The organism is Gottschalkiaceae bacterium SANA (assembly GCA_036323355.1).
Lineage (GTDB): Bacteria > Bacillota > Clostridia > Tissierellales > GPF-1 > GPF-1.
In genome coordinates this window covers 2,480,895-2,496,509 of the sequence record AP028876.1, presented here as the reverse complement: position 1 = coordinate 2,496,509, position 15,615 = coordinate 2,480,895, and the positions used below count along the sequence as shown (strand labels likewise).

Here is a 15,615-nt window from a genome sequence, read left to right as displayed (position 1 = left end):
TGCAAACAACTTAGTCCCTGTTTTCTTACCTAATAAGATGAGGGTAATCATGAAAAAAATGATTTGTGTCGAAGACCTTAGTTATGAATACAAGGGGCAGGACGAAAATGTTCGCGCTCTCGATCATATTAGCTTTACGGTTGAACCAGGGACATTTGTGGCGATTTTGGGCCATAATGGATCTGGGAAATCAACCTTGGCAAAGCTGTTAAACGGCTTATTGCTACCGACAGAAGGCCATGTTATTATTGATAATATGGATACCAAAGACCCAGAGAAAATTTGGGATATCCGTTCAACGGCAGGAATGGTTTTTCAAAATCCGGATAATCAATTGGTTGCAACCATTGTAGAAGAAGATATCGCATTTGGTCCCGAGAACCTCGGGGTGCCACAGGCGGAAATTCAAGAACGGGTTGACCGAGCCTTAGCTACTGTTGAAATGTCGGAATTCCGCGATCGCGCGCCCCATCTTTTGTCTGGTGGACAAAAGCAGAGGATCGCTATTGCAGGGGTGCTTGCAATGGAACCGGATTGTATTATTTTTGATGAACCAACAGCCATGCTAGACCCTTCGGGTCGACGAGAGGTGTTGGATACAATTCTGAAATTAAATACCGAAGAGAAAAAAACAATTTTATTGATCACCCACTATATGGATGAAGCGATTTTAGCGGATCGTGTCTTGGTGATGGCAAAAGGTAAGATTGTGATGGACGATGTTCCCAAGAACATATTTAATCAGGTAGACCGCATGAAAAGTTTGGGCCTGGATATTCCCCAGGTGACAGATCTTGCGCATCAGCTAATTCAATCGGGATACCCACTTTCCGATGACATTTTATCAATAGAAGAGATGGTAGATGAATTATGTCAATACGTATAGAAAATCTCAATCATATTTACAGTCCCAATACGCCCTTTGAAGTTACGGCGCTTGTGGACATCAATTTGCATGTTCAAACGGGTGAATTTCTTGGATTAATCGGCCATACAGGCTCGGGAAAATCGACATTAATTCAAGAATTGAATGCCTTGATTAAGCCGACCTCGGGTACCATTATTATTGAGGGAACAACGATCACGGATAAGGGTGTCAAATTGCGAGATGTACGTCGCAATGTGGGGCTCGTTTTTCAGTATCCGGAATATCAATTGTTTGAGGAAACCGTAAAGAAAGATATCGCCTATGGACCCAAGAACCTGGGACTCTCTGAAGTGGAAATTGAGGAACGGGTGGATGAAGCTATGCGCCTTGTTGGCTTGGATCCAGAGCAAGTAGGGGAGCGTTCACCTTTTGATCTTTCTGGTGGACAACGCCGTCGTGTCGCTATTGCTGGGGTGTTGGCTATGAAACCAAGAATCTTGATCTTGGATGAACCTACAGCCGGTTTGGATCCCCATGGACGAGATGAAATTTTGGGACAAATTAAAGCCCTTCACAAGGCAGACAAAGAGCTTACCTTAATTCTGGTTTCTCATAGCATGGAAGATGTGGCAAAACTGGTTGATCGATTGGTTGTCTTGTATCAAGGAAAAGTTGAGATGCAGGGAACACCACGAGAGGTTTTTCAGCAATCAGAACGACTCCGAGAAATCGGCCTAGGGATTCCACAGGTTACAGAACTGATGGAGCGTTTGCGGGCACGGGGCGTCAAAATTGATGAAACCGTCTTAACCGTGGAGGAAGCAAAAACTGTCTTGCTCCGTGTGATGAAGGAGGCCAAGTCATGATTGGAAATGTGACCATTGGGCAATATTACCCGGGGAATACAGTGATCCATCGCTTGGATCCAAGGCTGAAGATTATGGCTACCTTCCTCTTTATCATTTCACTTTTTATCGTGAATCAGTTTCTCGCCTATGGCCTGGTAATCGCCTATTTGGGCGCTAGCATCATGCTTTCCAAGGTACCCTTGAAGTTTATTATTCGAGGCTTGAGACCGATTTTGGTGATTATTGTATTAACCTTTGTGTTAAATATGTTTTTGACTCCCGGAGAGGTTTGGTTTTCCATTTTTGGCAAGCTGACCGTTACCAAGGAGGGATTTCGCCAGGCATCCTTTATGGCGATTCGTTTGACCCTTTTGATTACAGGGACATCACTTTTAACACTGACGACATCACCCATTCAATTGACGGACGGGATTGAAAAACTCTTGAATCCATTTCGAAGGATTGGGGTGCCGGCGCATGAATTGGCGATGATGATGACCATTGCCTTGCGGTTTATTCCGACGCTTATGGAAGAAACCAACAAAATTATGAAGGCACAGATGGCGCGGGGTGGCGATTTCGAAAGTGGAAACCTAATCCAGCGTGCTAAGAGTCTAGTTCCCTTGTTGGTACCACTTTTTATCAGCGCATTCAGGCGAGCGGATGAATTGGCTATGGCCATGGAAGCGCGTTGCTATCGTGGTGGAGAAGGACGCACTCGATTGAAAACTCTACGCTATCAAAGGCGAGACTTGATTACAGCCATTTTCTCCCTCGGCTATCTGGCTCTTTTGATTTGGAGCCGCGGGTGGTAAAGCGAATTGGGATCCTCGTGGAATACGATGGAGCTGATTTTTATGGATGGCAGAGACAACCCGATTTGCGTACGGTACAGGGAGAGATCGAACGAAATTTAGGTAAATTCAGCACAGAACCCATTGAGATCCATGGTTCTGGCAGAACGGATAAAGGGGTACATGCACGGGGTCAGTTTGCCCATTTCGATTGGGATATCAACATGCAAATTGAGGATATTCCACGGGCATTGAACGGACAGCTGCCCCGGGATATTGTGATTCGTGAAGCCAAGGAATTGCCATTGGATTTTCATAGTCGCTACCATTGCAAAGGCAAGGTCTATCGATATCGATTTTATACGGACACAATTCCTAGAGCAATGGAAAGCCGGTATGCCATGCGTGTTGGCTGGAAAATGGATGAGAATTTGATGCGACAGTCTGCCCAAGATTTTATGGGTACTTACGATTATAAAGGATTTACCAGTACACGCTGCGACAAGGAAAACACGGTGCGAACCATCTACTATGCAGATTTAAAGCGTAGGGGTTCAGATTGGGAATTTGTTGTCGCTGGGAGTGGGTTTCTTTATAATATGGTGCGCATTATGGTTGGCACCTTGATTGACATTGGTCGTGGACGGTTGAATCGAAGTGTAATTAAAGATGTATTAGAAAAGAAGGATCGCACTTTAGCGGGTAAAACGGTAGGGCCGCAAGGGCTTACCCTGGAAAAGGTATTTTATTCCGACGAAGATCGAGAAGCCTTTTTAAATCAAGAAATTTTGGATTAAAAACGGTGAATCGACTTGACAATTTGTCGATATTGCTTTAAAATAGAAAAGTCTGAAAGAGAAAGCCACTAGCCCCGGTTTTTTTGACGGAAGATGAAAAAACCAAGGAGGAAGTCGCATGAAAACGACGTTAGCTAAACCTCATGAGGTAGAACGCAAATGGTACGTGATTGACGCAGAAGGACAAAACTTGGGTCGTATGGCTACAAAAGTAGCAACGATTCTACGCGGCAAGCACAAGCCCATCTACACACCTCATGTAGACACTGGAGATTTTGTTATTGTAATCAACGCAGAGAAGATTCAATTGACTGGTAAGAAATTGGATCAGAAATTATATCGTCACCATTCCCAACATCCAGGTGGAATGAAGGAAGTGAAGTATCGCGACCTGCTTAGAGATAAGCCAGAATTTGCGATCCAACACGCTATTAAAGGCATGCTTCCTAAGAATGTTATGGGACGACAAATGCTAGGCAAACTGAAAGTGTACCAAGGAACTGAGCATCCACATGAAGCTCAGAATCCAGTACCTTACGAAGGTTAGAAAGGGAGGACTGTATCATGGCAAAATTGCAATACCAGGGAACTGGTCGCAGAAAGAAGTCAGTCGCCCGTGTACGTTTGGTTCCAGGAACGGGTGTAGTAAAAGTTAATAAACGTGATGTTCGCGAATTCTTTAACTTCGAAACTTTGGTTGTTAAAGCATTGGAGCCGTTGAAAGTAACGGGTACTGCGGATAAATATGATGTTCTTGTTACGGTTCATGGTGGTGGATACACTGGTCAATCTGGTGCAATCCGACACGGAATCGCTCGTGCACTTCTTCGTGTTGACGCGTCATACCGTCCAACATTGAAAAAAGAAGGCATGTTGACTCGAGACTCTCGTATGGTTGAACGTAAGAAATACGGTCTTAAGAAAGCACGTCGTGCGCCGCAATTTTCAAAACGATAATAAAGATAGTATACAGAACCCGCAAAACTTTATGTTTTGCGGGTTTTTCAATGCTTTCAGGACTTTGAATATACAGTTGTTTTTATCAACAACATACAAGCAACATACAAGCAACATGCAAATCAAATGGAATCAATGGCCTCCAGAAGCGGTTGAATTTCAAAGTGAGTATAGACTCTTTCTGTGAGGTTCATAGCACCGGCATGACCAACGATCTTCTTGATAATTGTTGGATCCACTTTTGCCACCGCGAGCAGGGAAACTGTTGTATGGCGTGTGTCGTGTGGCCTATGGTTTATGTTGAGTTCTTCAAAGAAGGGTTTCCAATAGGAATCGTAGTAATTGCGATAAAGAAAGTGTGCTCCTTCAGGTGTAGTTAGAAGATAGGAGCAGTCATTGTCTTTGGTCATCCAGTTTTCGAAGAAGGGTAGGATCTTCTTCGCGATTGGAACCTTGCGGATTCCACTTTCGGTTTTTGATGCAACAACCTTAAAGTAGCGTTCCTCAAGATTAATATGTTCTTTCTTCAGGTCCAAGAGTTCAGAGATCCGGACACCAGAATAGATTAGTATCAAAATCACCTGGACATATTCGTTGACTGAGACCACGTCCCACAGCTTCTTGATTTCTTCAGCCGTAAAAGGCTTCCTCGCATTGCTGTATGTTTTCTTTCCAATATCAACAAACTTCGAGTAGTCTTTTGATACGATGTCATTTTCCATAGCAAATTTGAAAAGTTGGTTATACAGGACCTTTAGTTTGCGAAGGGTAGGGTAGTTCTTTCCCGATGTATCCACTGCCTTTTGCAAGTGTACTTTTCGAATATCAACAAACTTCATGTCGTAAAGCGTGCTACAAAGATGGTATGCTGCTTTATAACCGTACACATTGGAACGAGAAAGCTTCGGAAATCTTTCATCAGACCACTTTTCATAGACTTCACCGAAGGTGAATTTTACAGCATGAAAACTGTATGGATTCTGGTTGTACTCTGCAAGGGCTACCATCGCTTCTTTTCGCGTCGTATAGTAGCCAAGCGTTTTATATCGCTGTTTGCCTTCATCCGTCCATCCATCAGTTAAACGAACGATGAACGGCCGTCTCCGCTTGCCCGGCATCTTGTAAACAGATCCATATCCATTTGGGTTTCTCATAGTATCATTCCTTTCATAATTGGCTTCACTATCATTCCTTTCATAATTGGCTTCACTATCATTGTTTCAAATTCCTATCGATAATTTCAGTCATATCAAGGAATCCCATCGGTAAATGGGTCAAAGATATAGATGGATGGCAAAGATGTAAGACAGAGCGATCTGCCATCGCTTAGTGGCCAGTACATGTCCTTGCAGGACATATAGTATAGTTTCTGTTGAATGAGCTCAATGGTAACTTGGAACGCGTCAGCGAGCTCGTGGATGCACGAGACCGAACAGCCCTCAATCTTGCAGAGGAGTAGTTCAGTCGGTATTAAATAATCAGCTGCCCATCTTACCGCTTTTGATTCGGATCGATTATACTGCACTCGATCATAGTAAGCCATACCAGAAACAAGAAATGGCTTCATGATACTTGTGAAGTGGTGGCCCAGTTCTTCAGCCAACACGGATCGGTATTCCGGATCCCATTCACAAAGACTCTTATTCATGACGATCTGAGGTCTCGAATCAGAGTAGGAATAGAATCCAAGGATCTTATTCGGTAATGGGGCGAGCGTGATCGTGATATGCTGCTCTTGTGCGAGAGCGCATATTTTGTCGTTTGATATCATTTTGATCACCTCAAGTTTATAATGGGTATAGATAAAGTATAATCGAACAAGTGTTCCACCGCAATAAAGAATTTTATAAATTATAAGGGAACAAAAGTTTGCGTATATATGATATAATAATAAATATAAGCTCGATAAACTATGTGTTACTAAACTTTATTTTTATTAGAAATTCCCATATTTTTTTACACTTTTAAATAGAGAGGTTTACTATGTATAAAATTATCCCATCAAAACATGTACAATTAAGCAAGTCGATTTACGGAATTTCAGGTGTTATATTACGCATTTTATCTTGTGAATCATTGACTGTTGAAAAATGTTGGGCTGAGTATAATCGTAGTTTTGTGAAAACGGGACGTGTTAAATATCATTGTAGTTTTGATTATTTTATTCTTGCAATTGATTTTTTATATATGTTGGAGAGCATAGAGATCAATTCAAAAGGGGTGTTGTCGATTGAAACTAATTAGATTATATGCAAATGATTCAAAATTTAAGGATTTTACATTCAACGAATCAGGAATTTCGATTATCTATGCTGAAAAAACTGATACTAAAGATAGGAATAAATCATACAATGGTGTAGGTAAATCATTATCCCTAAAAATTATTGATTTTTGTTTGGGATCGAGTGATAAGTCTTTAGAGGTTTTAGAAGGTTGGATTTTTTATTTGGATTTCAGAATTGGCAATACAAAATACACAGTATCTCGCTCAACTGATAGTGTTGAAAACTTTGTGGTTTTGAACGGCGAAGAGATGGGTGTTAAAAAGTACACAAATTTCTTGCTTGCAGAAATTACTTCGATTGATTCAAAAATAAATTTTTTAACCTTTCGGTCATTGATGGATAGGTTTTTTAAGGCGGAGGCACTTGATTATTCTAAAGAGCCGCCTGCTGTTGGCAATGAAAACGTTAAATCGACTCAAGTTATGACAGCGTATTTATTAAATTTGAATCATGCACTTGCACTTAATAAAATTGAATTGCGAACCAAGTATTCGAAAATTGATACAACACGAAAAACAATTAGTGAAACAGATGACTTCAAAAAAAATATAAGGTCTTCAACTGAAATGGATTCAGCGGTCATTAATCTGGAATTAGAATTAGAAGAATTAGAGGCAAAGCTTAGGACATATAAGTTAGCTAAAGACTATGACGATATAAAAAAAGAGTATGAACAATTTAGAATAAAGTTGAATGACCTAATTAGCGAACGAGTGGTTAAAGAAACAATGAAATCTCGCGTTGAAGCTGATTCTAAACTGAAGTCAGAAATTTCTTCTGAGGAGGTACACTCTTTTTATGAGGATGTAGGATTGATATTTGGTGATAGTATTAAGAAGAATATAGATGAGGTATCAGGATTTCATAAAATATTGACACAAAATCGTCAAATTAGATTGGTTGAGCAAAAGGTATATCTTAATAAAAAAATTAGTAAGTTGAACAAAGAAATTGAAGTAGCACAAAGTGGTATTGATGAAAGTTATAAAAAGTTATCCGGTTCTATAAGTTTCAAAGAATATGAGTCGATGATGCATAAGATTGTTAGTATTAAGGAACAAATTAATAGCATTCAAAGCAAGTCAGAATTATTGAGATCTTATGAAAACTCGATGTCACAGATAGAAACAGACATGCAAACTGATAATACTACGGCACGTGAAGTTTTGAACAAAAATCTAAAATGGAAACAAGAAATTGAACGATGCTTTATCAAATATTCTAAATCAATTTACCCAGAAGCTAGTGCAAGTTTGAATATTATAGTCGATGAAGGAAGGAATCTTACGAGATACAAATATATTCCGGAAATCGAATCAGATCAAGCAGGAGGTATAAGTAAAGCTAAGATTCTAATTTTTGATTTGATGTTAATGACGTTAGGAAAGCATAAGATCAAATTCTTAGTACATGATAATTATATTTTTTTAGAAATGGATAAACGACAATGTGCGAATGCTTTACTGCTTATTGAGGACTTATGTAAAGAACTTGACTTTCAATATATTTTTGCTATCAATCATGACGATCTGAATGCAATAAAAATGAATTTAGAACAAGAAGAATTACATGTTGTAAGTGACGATAAAATTGTATTAAGGCTTAATGACAAAGGCGATGAAGGGAAATTATTAGGCGCTAAGTATAACATTAAAAAAGAAGTACTGAAAAAAAAGACCTCCAAGCAAAAAGAGAGTTAATGCTCTTCAGCTGGAGGTTTTTCAAATATATCACAACACTCAAAGAAAAGAGACATTAAGCTTTGAACTGCAGCACGAACAGCTTTTCTAGTTGCCCCATTTTGATTTTCTTTCAATACAAGTTCTATAGTTTCGTTTTCGATGAACAGGAACATTTGATCTTCATTTTCTGCAATTTGTTTTGCGTGAGCATATAGTTTTTTGAAATGATTTGAAAGCACAGCTTCGGTGTTTGGTACTGATACTGAAATAAGACTTTCAACTAAACTAAGTTCGTAAAGTCGAAGATTGATAACAGAAGCAATTTTTTCAGATAAGTTATTGAATTGGATTTTCTCCTTCACTTTTGCCAATGTAGTTGCTGGCGGGGTATCTTCTTCACAACTCTCATGGTTCATAATAGCATTTATTGTTTTTGTTAATGCATTAGCCTCTACAAATTGAATCCCATTATCATCGAGAATAAGCGGTTGCCCTAAGATTATTTGTTGTTTTGTGAGATCGAGGTCTGAAAAGTAACATTGTAGTTGAAGAGAACCAATGATCTCAATTCCTATTGAAGGATATTTTTTTTTGAGTTCTTCTTTTTTGCTCGCGACTGGTGCTGGTATACCAGTGAATTTATCATTAATGATGTAATGAAATTCACTGATATCTCCCCATATACCTGCATCTATATGTTCAAGTAAAGTGTTGAAATCTTCATCAAATTTCTTTGCTGCATAATTGGTAGTAGCCTTTTTTCTCAAATCCTCTGGCCCGTAAACTTGAAAATATAAACCATTCCCGGATAAATAGCCATCATTTTTCTTATCGCCATATCTTCCAGAAGGTTTTATGGGAGTAAATTTAGAATTATGTTTCATAGTCATGAGCTGATTCACTAGACTTTGAAATGAGTCGCCATCTTTTGAATGTATCATATCTCTGAAATATATTGTTGCTAAGTGTTTTAGCATATACGACATTTCGGTCTCCTTAGTATGTGCGATAAGTTGCGTGAGCAGTACTTAGATGAACTTTGCTATAATCTTTGTTAATACAATTCTGAGATGAGCTTTTTACACCCTCTAATCAGATCTTCAATTTCATCAATTTTTGGTTCTTCACCTTTCGAATGAACACATGAATTTCTTATATCTCCGAGTCTTTGTACTAACCGCCATTGTGATGTACTCATTACGTTGTTCTTTTTTAATGCATCGTTGTAGTCAGCAATAGTTGGATTCTTCTTTCGAAATCCTATTTCATGATTCTTGCAGACTGATGTGAAATGCTTTTCCAGTACAACACCACATATTGCACCGCTGGCTCGAAGATGTTTTTTCTTAAAAAAATCTTCTGCTATTTTTATTTCAGAGTCGAAAAACGAGCTTTGAATGATAGCTTCAATATCAATGATCAGGCTGTCAAAGCTCGAATGAATTGCTTTAATGATACCTAATTGAACCTTGAACTTTGATGAAAATGCAGCAAAAGAATCCACAATAGTTTCAGATCCTCTTTTGATTGATAGACCCCTCATGTAGTCTGAGATAGAATATGTCGAGAAATTATACTCTTTGGGTTCTTTTTTTTGCATATATAAACATTGAAATTCATCTAGTCTATTAGGTGCAAGTTGTTTCACCAAACGCAAACTTTTGAAATACCAAGCTTGGTATTCTTCTCGTAAATCAGCTTTGTTTTGAGCTAACTCTTTAAATTCCTTTAGACAATCCAATTGCTTAACCTGATCAATAGTAATATTGTTTTTTTTAAAAGTTTCGAAGTAAAGCAAAGCTCTTCCCTCGACATGAAGTCTTTTAACTTCGTTTTTTAGCTCTTGTCTTGAAACCATATTTTTATTCCTCCTCTAAACGTTTCTCTAATTATAGTGAAACTGACTGATATTTTTGTTTACATTAAAAGAGCACAGGTTCCCCTGTGCTCTTAGTCGTCTCGTTTGGTTTTCAAAAACTCTATGTATTTTTTTACTTCATCAATTTCCTCTTCAGTTAGATCCTCAGTAGTATGGAAGGCTAGTACATCGTGCTGGTGCCTCACATTTGTTTCGCAAAGAAGGAAATCTACTGAAACATCAAAAAAATGAGCGAAAGCTTTTAATAAATCTGCATTCGGAATTCGAGCCCCACTTTCATAGGTAGAAATAGCTTGCTTTGAAAGATTGAATTTCTCACCTAATTCGCTCTGCGTCAATCCACTTCTTTTTCTTTCTCGTTTTAATCTTTCATGAAACTCCATATGTATCACCTCGTCCTTTTCTTATTATAGTCAAAAAATCGTAGACTTTCCAAAAAGTCTATGAAATGTATTGACAGTTCACAAAATATGGACTATATTCATATTAAGAAGTCTATGAAATGGAGACTAGGGAGGTGATTTCGTTGACTTACGGTTCAGATATTAGAAGATTATGCAAGGAAAACAAAATAACAATGTCGGAGCTTGCTATAAAAATTGGGAAAAGCAAACAGTATATTTCTGCCTTAACAAATGGGACGATTCGCTTAAGGTATGAAATGGCGGTGCAGATTGCAGAAGTATTTGATACGACTCCTGATCAGATTTTTCTACAATCTGTGGATTCTTCGTTAGAAGGAGACAAGGATAATGGCTAATTTCAGTCGTATCGATGCAATATCTCAAGAACAAAAAGAATGTCCCCGCTGTCACTGTGAGATCCATGATAGAGACACCCGTTGCATTCGCTGCGGATTGGTTCTGAATCCTGTGGTAGTTTGGATGATCGAGAGACAACAGAGAAATGACGGCCATTTGCATGACCGTAAATGTGAGGTGAGTAATGCTATTGAAAGTGATTGATCAGAGGGCGAATCTGATCACAGATGAAATGCAACGTAATGCTAGGGAGATATCAAGAGAGATCGCGGCACTTGTCCATCAAGGACATGACATGGATGAACTGGTCCGCGAGGGGAGAATGCTTCTACATAGAACCTTGGGAGAGGTTTGTGAAGCGTTTCTAGTTTAATTGTAAGGGAAAGCGAATGATAATTCACCGGTACTCTATCGGATGAATAAATATATGTGGAGGTGATTATGTGTCGTTTTCAAATGAATTATTGATGCAGAGAAAGAAAAATGGAATGAGTCAAACTGAATTGGCTAGACGAATAGGTGTTACCCAATCTACCGTATCGGATTATGAATCCGGACGGGATGTTCCATCAGATAATGCCTTTAGGATGACGCGGGTACTGGAGAGTGATCGATTACTTGCAGCGTATTGCTTCGAGTATAAGACCAGCTTCTTTAATGTGCCAGTGCTAAACAAGGTGGATGATCATAAAATCGTCGGTATGAGTGTACTGATCGAGGAAGCTGCAGAGTTGATATCGAATATTGAGAAGCTTCGAAAGATGGTTTTGAATAAGCGAGATCGGCGGGAGTTTACCGAACAAGAATGGCAAATGATAATGAAACACGAAGAACAGATTGTTGATGTTTTGCCGGCAATTCAAATGCATTTGATTGAAATGTCCGAGGTATTTGGATTGGATCTTCGAGAGCTGGAACACCGGTTGGTGTTAAAGATGAATTTGAAAGGTTATTACAAAAAAGTATGATAGGAGGAATGAAAATGAGTAATCAAGCACCGAGACTAATCACAATTAAGAAAGCAGCAGATATTATGGGGAAATCGGAAATGTTTGTTCGTATCGGTTTGCGAAGAGGGTTGTTGCCATTTGGTGTGGCATGGAAGATGCCGGGATCTTCGAGCTTCAGTTATTATATTTACCCGAATAAATTTCAGGAATTTGTAGGTGGTCTAGATGGGGAAATTGGAGAGGGCGCAGGAGATATTATCTTTGAAAGTGACCCAGCTTGAGAGGAGGTAGACGTCGGTGAATAAGTACAGAGCACCATATGATCCAGAAGTACATGATATGCATCAGAAGGTCTGGAGTGAAGAAGATCTTATGTATTTATGCTTAATGTATGAAAACACAAAGGGAGCTGATTTGGCATTAGCACTGGGTCGCACTCATGCTACGATTCTTTCGAAAGTGTATCACTTGAGAAAAACGCGAAAGTTTGATGAATACAAACGCAAAGGAAAGGCGATGTGAAAGGAGAGGAAAATGAATGACAAGTTGAATGAAAGAAAGGTAGAACGGCCAAAGATCAAAGAACAAATGAAAATTGATCAAATGATTGTTCCTTGCTTGGTGATCTTGATCATCATGTTGGTCATGATTGGGGTTATGCAGCATAACCTGATCGGAGAGTACCAGGAGTCAGTGGCAATACTTGATGATAGCAATGCCTTCCAATCGGTTGTTATTGAGAATCTGAGGACGGAGAATCGAGTCCTAAGGGAAAGTGTCAGCTTCTCGGCACAAACGCTCGAGCAGATCGATTTGGCTTATATACAGACTATCCCTGAGGGTGTAGACCTACGGATCCAGTTGGCATTGCAAGCGCTAGGAGGCGAATGATGAAAAATTCAGCAAATGAATATTGTGAAGTAGGTATGAAACGATGCGAACATTGCTATTTAGATCGCGTGAAACGATCTGACGGTATGGTGCAAGATTTTCAAAAATGTAAGCGGACTGGAAAGAGAATTAGAAGGGATACGGTATGCCCGATCAATTGTTTCCAAAAAAAATAGACCCGCACGGGAATGCGGATCCAACGAGTATTCGACTAAAAATATCTCTATTTGATTATATCAGATTCGTTTGTGTAAGTGAATAGAGAATACGTAGGGGGAAAGTAAATGAAGCATGTAGACATGTTGAGAGAGGACTGGGCAAAGTATTGCGCAGCCAATTACAAGACGTATCGTGACAAGATTCAGGCACTGAATAAAAGAATTAAGAAGTTGCAAATTGAGCGTGAGGTATGCGCTGAGAATCATGAGTACAACGAAGTGGAAATAAAAGATGAAGAAATTGAAATTGCCAGAAAGCACTTGGAAAAATGCTTCCCTATCAATTTTGAAAAGTACGTTCAGAGGGAGTTCGCCAAGGATTTTAAAACGATTGTAGGTACCAGAGAATTAACCGAAGAAGATCGATTGTTTTTTAAGATCTACTTCTTAAGAGAGTATTTTGGATTCAAAGTTAATGATGTTATCAAGAAGCTGAAGATCAACCATAGAAGGTACTACAATACCTACAAGTCGGGGATGGAGTTATTCTTCCCTGGGGACGATCATGAAGAACTTACAGAGGTAGGGTGAGGATATGGCGAGACCGATTAAATTAGGCATAGAGTACTTCAGTCTGGATGTATTTCCAGATGAAAAGGTGGAATACATCGAGACATTATATGAAGCTGAAGGCTTTTATCTCTGGATCAAACTCCTGCAGAGGATATATTCGAGTGGCTATTTTATTGAATGGTCAAAGTTCCAGTTAGCTTCTATGAAGAAACGGACGGGGATCGAGATGGATAAGATCGAAGAGATCCTTGCTAGTTGTCTGGAGGTTGGTCTATTCAATCAGGAACTTTTTGATCTGTATGGAATTATCACGTCTAGGGGCATTCAGAAGCGCTTTTATATGGCAGCACAGAAGCGAAAAGAAATTGAGATTGTTCCCGAATACATTCTTCATGACAAGTTATTACGGTGGTTTGATGACGATAACACGGAAGAAACCCCACAAGAAGTAGACGAAAACCCAATGAGTGAAGAGGTTAATTCCGAAGAAATCCGAGTTGAAGAACCGAAAACGGAGAGTTATTCCGGAATTAATCCGGAAGAAACCCCACTTGATGAAGAGTTATCGGAGGATAACGGAAGTGTTTCCGCAGAAGAATGCCGACTTAATGACGTCAAAAGTACACAAAGTAAAGTAAAGGAAAGTAAAGTAAAGAATAGTAAAGTAAAAAGAGATAAGAATCGCGCACCCAAGGTACCCAAAATCACCTATGCCGAAAATGTCTTGATGACCGAAGCTGAATGCCAGAAGCTGGTTGACAAGCATGGACAGGCTGCTACTGACTGGATGATTGATGCTCTTGATAACTACAAGGGCGCTCATGGGAAAAAATATGCCAGTGATTATCGGGCGATACTCAGCTGGGTTGTTGGGAAGTATGAGGACCAGAAATTAAAAGGACGAAAGTCGGATGAAAGGAGTGAGGTAAATGACAGCGTTGAACCAGATCTTGCAGAGCGGGATTGGAACAATTTCTAATCAGGGTGCAATGCAAAGAAAGTCACAAACGCAGTATAAGTGCTCGATTTGTCATGATTCAGGTTGGGAGATTATCACCAAGGATGATGGGCGGGAAGCATGCCGGCCATGCGAGTGTTTGAAACGTAAGAAGGCGATCAGTGCTTTGAAGGATTCAGGGATTGCAGAGGCTTTTCAGGATCGGACCCTGGATAATTACATCCCCAAGAATGAGGTTCAGGAAGTTGCATTGAGTCGGTCTAAACGGTTTGTTGAGATCTTTGGGGAGTATGACAACATGCATATGAATTTTATGTTGATGGGGCAAAATGGCGCGGGTAAAACTCATTTATCTATCGGGATAGCAAATGCTTTGATTAAGAAGAATGTGTTGGTGCGTTATGTGACATTCCAAGATTTGCTAGCTACCTTTGCAAATGCAAAGAAAGAAAAGGATCTGTACAAAGTGATCAATCAGTACAAGGATGCTGAGCTTTTGGTAATTGACGACATTTTCCGGACAACGATCCGAGAGTGGAATGGTCAGAAGAATCCTTTGATGAGCCATATCGACTCTATGTTTCAGATCATTGATTATCGCTATTTCAAGAAAAAGGGAATTGTGGTTACCTGCGAAAAAACGATTGAAGAATTAAGAAATATGGATCGAGCAATTACAGGACGATTGGTTGAGTATGCCCGCGGCAACATCGTTGAATTCAAGGATCCAAAGCTGGATCACAGGTTTTATGGCCAATAGATTAATCAACTGCACTGCTTGCAATCGATCGGTGAGAAACACAGATTTGATTGTGATCGGAGGAAAGGCATTTTGCGGGAGGTGCTTGAATCAGATTTATATAAAGGGCAGAGGTATTTCAGGTTGGTACTACATGCATTTGAAAAAGCGGATCTTTGTTGAGTATTGGGAAGGCCATGATCGAGTGGTTGAGGAATTTGGAATTGATGAAATTGTGATCGGCCGAAGACCTCAATGGCAAATGGAGCAGGAGGAAGAGAAATATGCATAAAGTAGAATTCAAAGTGGAAGTTGATGCACCGGCATTGTACAGTTACCAGATGCGATTAAGTCCTGAGATGGTGTTGTACAAGTCTGAAGATAACGGCAAAATTATTATCTATGACGAGGGAGCAAAGAAAATGCTGGAGATGGATCCGAAGTCACTGAAAATGATGAAATGAGGAGGTCGAAG

General features: G+C 39.6%; 25 protein-coding genes. 20 read left to right on the top strand and 5 right to left on the bottom strand.

All coding sequences use genetic code 11. The annotated features are described in order from the left end of the window. Window positions 1–58: 58 nt before the first annotated feature. The 6 genes from AC25CA_RS12075 (at window position 59) to rpsI (ending at window position 4,264) form a co-directional block, all read left to right on the top strand. The gene (locus tag AC25CA_RS12075) at window positions 59–886 is read left to right on the top strand and encodes an energy-coupling factor transporter ATPase (RefSeq protein ID WP_486816605.1); all 828 of its coding nucleotides are present in this window, start codon (window positions 59–61) and stop codon (window positions 884–886) included. Then, on the top strand, window positions 871–1,734 hold the full coding sequence (locus AC25CA_RS12070) for an energy-coupling factor transporter ATPase (protein WP_486814080.1): 864 nt from the start codon (window positions 871–873) through the stop codon (window positions 1,732–1,734). Before AC25CA_RS12075 ends, AC25CA_RS12070 begins: the two co-directional genes overlap by 16 nt. After that, a complete protein-coding gene (locus tag AC25CA_RS12065) occupies window positions 1,731–2,531 on the top strand; it encodes an energy-coupling factor transporter transmembrane component T family protein (RefSeq protein ID WP_486814079.1) in 801 nt (266 codons plus the stop codon). The genes AC25CA_RS12070 and AC25CA_RS12065 overlap by 4 nt, the downstream gene beginning before the upstream one ends. Then, window positions 2,525–3,307: a tRNA pseudouridine(38-40) synthase TruA gene (truA, locus tag AC25CA_RS12060; RefSeq protein ID WP_486814078.1), complete on the top strand. Its 783-nt coding sequence runs from the start codon at window positions 2,525–2,527 to the stop codon at window positions 3,305–3,307. The genes AC25CA_RS12065 and truA overlap by 7 nt, the downstream gene beginning before the upstream one ends. Window positions 3,308–3,425: 118 nt before the next feature. Then, entirely contained in the window at window positions 3,426–3,854 is a 429-nt protein-coding gene (gene rplM, locus AC25CA_RS12055; RefSeq protein ID WP_486814077.1) for a 50S ribosomal protein L13, read from the top strand. Between the two features lie 17 nt (window positions 3,855–3,871). Then, the gene (gene rpsI / locus AC25CA_RS12050) at window positions 3,872–4,264 is read left to right on the top strand and encodes a 30S ribosomal protein S9 (RefSeq protein ID WP_486814076.1); all 393 of its coding nucleotides are present in this window, start codon (window positions 3,872–3,874) and stop codon (window positions 4,262–4,264) included. Between the two features lie 122 nt (window positions 4,265–4,386). Here rpsI and AC25CA_RS12045 read toward each other — a convergent pair whose 3' ends face one another. Together AC25CA_RS12045 and AC25CA_RS12040 are read right to left on the bottom strand one after the other, a co-directional pair. Beyond that, window positions 4,387–5,418: a tyrosine-type recombinase/integrase gene (locus tag AC25CA_RS12045; RefSeq protein WP_486814075.1), complete on the bottom strand. Its 1,032-nt coding sequence runs from the start codon at window positions 5,416–5,418 to the stop codon at window positions 4,387–4,389. A 95-nt stretch (window positions 5,419–5,513) separates the two neighbouring features. Then, window positions 5,514–6,035 carry an ImmA/IrrE family metallo-endopeptidase gene (locus AC25CA_RS12040; protein WP_486814074.1) on the bottom strand — a complete coding sequence of 174 codons (522 nt, stop codon included), beginning with the start codon at window positions 6,033–6,035 and terminating at the stop codon, window positions 5,514–5,516. Window positions 6,036–6,247: 212 nt separating this feature from the next. Here AC25CA_RS12040 and AC25CA_RS12035 point away from each other — a divergent pair, with 212 nt between their 5' ends. Both AC25CA_RS12035 and AC25CA_RS12030 read left to right on the top strand, forming a co-directional pair. Continuing rightward, window positions 6,248–6,508 carry an ABC-three component system middle component 6 gene (locus tag AC25CA_RS12035; RefSeq protein ID WP_486814073.1) on the top strand — a complete coding sequence of 87 codons (261 nt, stop codon included), beginning with the start codon at window positions 6,248–6,250 and terminating at the stop codon, window positions 6,506–6,508. Then, complete coding sequence (locus AC25CA_RS12030; protein WP_486814072.1) at window positions 6,495–8,249, top strand: DUF2326 domain-containing protein; 1,755 nt, start codon at window positions 6,495–6,497, stop codon at window positions 8,247–8,249. The genes AC25CA_RS12035 and AC25CA_RS12030 overlap by 14 nt, the downstream gene beginning before the upstream one ends. Here AC25CA_RS12030 and AC25CA_RS12025 read toward each other — a convergent pair. From AC25CA_RS12025 to AC25CA_RS12015, 3 genes are all read right to left on the bottom strand, one after another. After that, complete coding sequence (locus AC25CA_RS12025) at window positions 8,246–9,217, bottom strand: ABC-three component system protein (protein ID WP_486814071.1); 972 nt, start codon at window positions 9,215–9,217, stop codon at window positions 8,246–8,248. The two genes, AC25CA_RS12030 and AC25CA_RS12025, sit on opposite strands and share 4 nt — an antisense overlap. 68 nt (window positions 9,218–9,285) lie before the next feature. Beyond that, window positions 9,286–10,089 (bottom strand): hypothetical protein, encoded by an 804-nt coding sequence (locus AC25CA_RS12020; RefSeq protein ID WP_486814070.1) that lies wholly within the window; start codon window positions 10,087–10,089, stop codon window positions 9,286–9,288. Window positions 10,090–10,181: 92 nt separating this feature from the next. Continuing rightward, window positions 10,182–10,493, bottom strand: coding sequence for a helix-turn-helix domain-containing protein (locus AC25CA_RS12015; protein ID WP_486814069.1), 312 nt, complete (start codon window positions 10,491–10,493; stop codon window positions 10,182–10,184). A gap of 143 nt (window positions 10,494–10,636) precedes the next feature. Here AC25CA_RS12015 and AC25CA_RS12010 point away from each other — a divergent pair, with 143 nt between their 5' ends. The 12 genes from AC25CA_RS12010 to AC25CA_RS11955 all read left to right on the top strand — a co-directional run bounded on the left by AC25CA_RS12010 (window position 10,637) and on the right by AC25CA_RS11955 (window position 15,604). After that, entirely contained in the window at window positions 10,637–10,870 is a 234-nt protein-coding gene (locus AC25CA_RS12010) for a helix-turn-helix domain-containing protein (RefSeq protein WP_486814068.1), read from the top strand. Window positions 10,871–11,055: 185 nt separating this feature from the next. Then, window positions 11,056–11,244, top strand: coding sequence for a hypothetical protein (locus AC25CA_RS12005; protein WP_486814067.1), 189 nt, complete (start codon window positions 11,056–11,058; stop codon window positions 11,242–11,244). Between the two features lie 70 nt (window positions 11,245–11,314). Beyond that, on the top strand, window positions 11,315–11,839 hold the full coding sequence (locus AC25CA_RS12000; protein WP_486814066.1) for a helix-turn-helix domain-containing protein: 525 nt from the start codon (window positions 11,315–11,317) through the stop codon (window positions 11,837–11,839). A 14-nt stretch (window positions 11,840–11,853) separates the two neighbouring features. Then, entirely contained in the window at window positions 11,854–12,102 is a 249-nt protein-coding gene (locus tag AC25CA_RS11995) for a hypothetical protein (RefSeq protein ID WP_486814065.1), read from the top strand. A gap of 16 nt (window positions 12,103–12,118) precedes the next feature. Continuing rightward, on the top strand, window positions 12,119–12,343 hold the full coding sequence (locus AC25CA_RS11990) for a hypothetical protein (protein WP_486814064.1): 225 nt from the start codon (window positions 12,119–12,121) through the stop codon (window positions 12,341–12,343). A gap of 12 nt (window positions 12,344–12,355) precedes the next feature. After that, the gene (locus tag AC25CA_RS11985) at window positions 12,356–12,712 is read left to right on the top strand and encodes a hypothetical protein (RefSeq protein WP_486814063.1); all 357 of its coding nucleotides are present in this window, start codon (window positions 12,356–12,358) and stop codon (window positions 12,710–12,712) included. Next, on the top strand, window positions 12,709–12,888 hold the full coding sequence (locus AC25CA_RS11980; RefSeq protein ID WP_486814062.1) for a hypothetical protein: 180 nt from the start codon (window positions 12,709–12,711) through the stop codon (window positions 12,886–12,888). Before AC25CA_RS11985 ends, AC25CA_RS11980 begins: the two co-directional genes overlap by 4 nt. A 108-nt stretch (window positions 12,889–12,996) precedes the next feature. Next, window positions 12,997–13,461, top strand: coding sequence for a hypothetical protein (locus AC25CA_RS11975; protein WP_486814061.1), 465 nt, complete (start codon window positions 12,997–12,999; stop codon window positions 13,459–13,461). 4 nt (window positions 13,462–13,465) lie between these two features. Then, window positions 13,466–14,422, top strand: coding sequence for a DUF4373 domain-containing protein (locus AC25CA_RS11970; protein ID WP_486814060.1), 957 nt, complete (start codon window positions 13,466–13,468; stop codon window positions 14,420–14,422). Continuing rightward, the gene (locus tag AC25CA_RS11965) at window positions 14,373–15,161 is read left to right on the top strand and encodes an ATP-binding protein (protein WP_486814059.1); all 789 of its coding nucleotides are present in this window, start codon (window positions 14,373–14,375) and stop codon (window positions 15,159–15,161) included. The genes AC25CA_RS11970 and AC25CA_RS11965 overlap by 50 nt, the downstream gene beginning before the upstream one ends. An 85-nt stretch (window positions 15,162–15,246) precedes the next feature. Next, window positions 15,247–15,432, top strand: coding sequence for a hypothetical protein (locus AC25CA_RS11960; RefSeq protein WP_486814058.1), 186 nt, complete (start codon window positions 15,247–15,249; stop codon window positions 15,430–15,432). After that, the gene (locus AC25CA_RS11955; RefSeq protein WP_486814057.1) at window positions 15,425–15,604 is read left to right on the top strand and encodes a hypothetical protein; all 180 of its coding nucleotides are present in this window, start codon (window positions 15,425–15,427) and stop codon (window positions 15,602–15,604) included. Before AC25CA_RS11960 ends, AC25CA_RS11955 begins: the two co-directional genes overlap by 8 nt. Window positions 15,605–15,615 lie beyond the last annotated feature (11 nt).